Source organism: Kitasatospora griseola (genome assembly GCF_014648555.1).
GTDB classification, from domain to species: domain Bacteria; phylum Actinomycetota; class Actinomycetes; order Streptomycetales; family Streptomycetaceae; genus Kitasatospora; species Kitasatospora griseola.
This window is the reverse complement of sequence record NZ_BMRI01000018.1, coordinates 138,843-141,531: the sequence shown is the minus strand read 5'-3', so window position 1 is coordinate 141,531 and position 2,689 is coordinate 138,843. Positions and strand designations below refer to the sequence as shown.

The following is a 2,689-nucleotide window of genomic DNA, read 5'->3' as shown; positions in this document are numbered from 1 at the left end:
GACCTGGCTGGGGGTACCCCCTCCGGGGGATTCTCGGTGCGGCCGGCGGTGCCGGAGTACTGCCGCTGGACGCCCGCCGACCGGACTCCCTTCTTCAGGAACCCGGTGTCGTCCACGATCAGAACGCCGCCCGGGTCGGCCAGGTGCTCGACCACGTACGCGCGCACGTCGTCGAGCACCCCGTCCGCGTCCCAGTCGATCCGGTTCAACAGCCGCTGGATCCGGTCCGGACCCGCATGGCCGGCCTCCTCCGCCACCGTCCAGCCGTTCTTGCGCTCCAACGGCGCCAACAGCCCCCGCATATAGGCCAGCGCCGACTCCCGCGACTCACTCCGCGCGAACCGGCGAGCAAACCGCTCATGCAGCCCGGCAAGCCCGTCCGACCAACGACGAGCATCAGCCTCAGATATCTCCCCACCCATGAACAACACAACGAACGAACCCAACAGCCGTCACCATAAGCACCGTTGCAGTACTAGCCGGGGCGCACCTGCTGTTCGTCCCCGTGACGCCCCGGCGGAGCTGGGTCTGCTGGGACACCTCGGCCGTGGCGGTCGGCAGCCACGCGCGCCCCCGGTACGCCGTGGTCTACCCGTGCTCCGGCGTGCTGGCCGAGGCCGGCCGCTCCCGCGCCCCGGAGGCGCTGGGACGGCTGCTCGGCCCGGCCCGGGCGGACGTCCTGGTGCTGCTCGGCGCGCCGAAGACCACCACCCAGCTGGTCGCGCTGACCGGACAGGGGCTGGGCTCGGTCGGGCGGCACCTGAAGGTCCTGTTCGACGCCCGGCTGGTGCAGCGCCGACGCACCGGACGGTCCGTGCTCTACTTCCGCACCGACGCCGGCGACGTCCTGGTGCGGGCCCAGGGCGACGGCGGCTGACGGAACTGGCGCGTTCTCGACGGTGGCGGGCCGTGCGGGGCGGGTGGTTCGCGGTCAACCTGAGTTGCCGCGCGTCATCCGGATGTCAAACCGGACGGAGTCAGTCCCAATCCTCAAAGGGTCAAGATTCACCTGATCGGGTGCACCCTCGGCCTCGTGCGAGGACTTGGGAGTGGCGAAGATCTACTGTTCGGGAGGCAGTGGGCGGCACGGCGACCCGAGGTCCCTCCGAACCCTCCAGCCACACCCTTTCTTTTTGCCAAGACCCCACCACACCCACGGATCTGACGTTACGTCAGCTCACGTGGCGAGACGAAGGAGAACCCGGCCCGATGTCCGTGGACAGCAGCCCGGAGACTCAGCAGGCGCAGCGCCAGCAGACCAGCCTCACCACCGCCGCCGCACGCAACCTGGCGACCACCACCAAGTCCGCACCGCAGATGCAGGAGATCACCTCCCGCTGGCTGCTGCGGATGCTGCCCTGGGTGCAGACCTCCGGCGGTACCTACCGGGTCAACCGGCGCCTGACCTACACGGTCGGCGACGGCCGGATCGAGTTCATCCAGACCGGCGGCGACGTCCGGGTCATCCCCCGGGAGCTCGGTGAACTCGCCCTGCTGCGCGGCTTCGAGGACGACGACGTGCTGTCGGCGATCGCCGACCGGTGCGTGCAGCGCGAGTTCCGGGCCGGGGAGACCCTGGCCGAGCGCGGCACCCCGTCCGACAAGATCCACCTGATCGCGCACGGCAAGATCAACCAGGTCTCCACCGGCAAGTACGGCGACGACGCGGTGATCGGCGTCCTCGGCGACGGCGACCGGTTCGGCGAGAACGCCCTGCTGGACGCCGACGCCAGCTGGGACTACACCGCCACCGCCAAGACCTCCGGTACCCTGCTCACCCTCAGTCGGGCCGACTTCCAGTCGGTGCTCGCCCAGTCCGAGAGCCTGCAGGCCCACATCCGGGACTTCGCGAGCCTCCCGCTGCAGCGGCAGAACGAGCTCGGCGAGGCCGAAATCGCGATGTCCGCGGGCCACGAGGGCGAGCACCTGCTGCCCACCGCGTTCGTCGACTACGAGCTCAAGCCGCGCGAGTACGAGCTGTCGATCGCACAGACCGTGCTGCGAGTGCACTCCCGCGTCGCGGACCTCTACAACCAGCCGATGAACCAGATCGAGCAGCAGCTCAAGCTCACCGTCGAGGCGCTCCGCGAGCGCCAGGAGCACGAGCTGATCAACAACCGTGAGTTCGGTCTGCTCTCCAACTGCGCCTTCAACCAGCGGATCCAGACCCACTCCGGCCCCGCCACCCCCGACGACCTGGACGAGCTGCTCAGCCGTCGCCGCGACTCCGAGTTCTTCCTCGCCCACCCCAAGACCATCGCCGCGCTCGGCCGGGAGTTCAACTCCCGCGGCCTGTACCCGGACACGGTCGACCTCCAGGGCCACAAGGTGCCGGCCTGGCGCGGCGTCCCGATCCTGCCCTGCAACAAGATCCCGATCACCCCGGAGAACACCAGCTCCATCCTGGTGATGCGTACCGGCGAGCACAACCAGGGCGTCGTCGGCCTGCACCAGACCGGCATCCCCGACGAGTACCAGCCGAGCCTGTCGGTCCGCTTCATGGGCATCGACGACAAGGCCGTCATCAACTACCTGGTGACTGCGTACTACTCCGCGGCCATCATGGTGCCGGACGCGCTCGGCGTGCTTGAGAACGTGGAGATCGCCGTTCGCTGAGGCGGCGGCCGAGAACCGGTACGAGGAAGATCACGGCGGACCGCCGCAGGCCGTAACCAAACGGCGGTCCGAT

At 69.2% G+C, this 2,689-nt stretch carries 2 protein-coding genes and 1 pseudogene; 2 read left to right on the top strand and 1 reads right to left on the bottom strand.

Annotation, left to right across the window (positions count from 1 at the left end; translation table 11 throughout):
- On the bottom strand, nt 1-422 hold a 422-nt coding region (locus tag IEZ12_RS22840), incomplete at its 3' end, for an IS701 family transposase (RefSeq protein WP_189274169.1).
- A 53-nt stretch (nt 423-475) separates the two neighbouring features.
- Here IEZ12_RS22840 and IEZ12_RS22835 point away from each other — a divergent pair.
- Together IEZ12_RS22835 and IEZ12_RS22830 are read left to right on the top strand one after the other, a co-directional pair.
- Nucleotides 476-877 (top strand): annotated as a pseudogene (locus IEZ12_RS22835) (ArsR/SmtB family transcription factor); the annotation flags it as partial.
- A gap of 332 nt (nt 878-1,209) precedes the next feature.
- Entirely contained in the window at nt 1,210-2,616 is a 1,407-nt protein-coding gene (locus IEZ12_RS22830; protein ID WP_189274127.1) for a family 2B encapsulin nanocompartment shell protein, read from the top strand.
- The last annotated feature ends 73 nt before the right edge of the window (nt 2,617-2,689 follow it).

Coding starts and splice junctions, on each gene's coding strand:
- IEZ12_RS22830 (WP_189274127.1), top strand. CDS start 1,210: ATGTCCGTGGACAGCAGCCCGGAGACTCAGCAGGCGCAGCGCCAGCAG.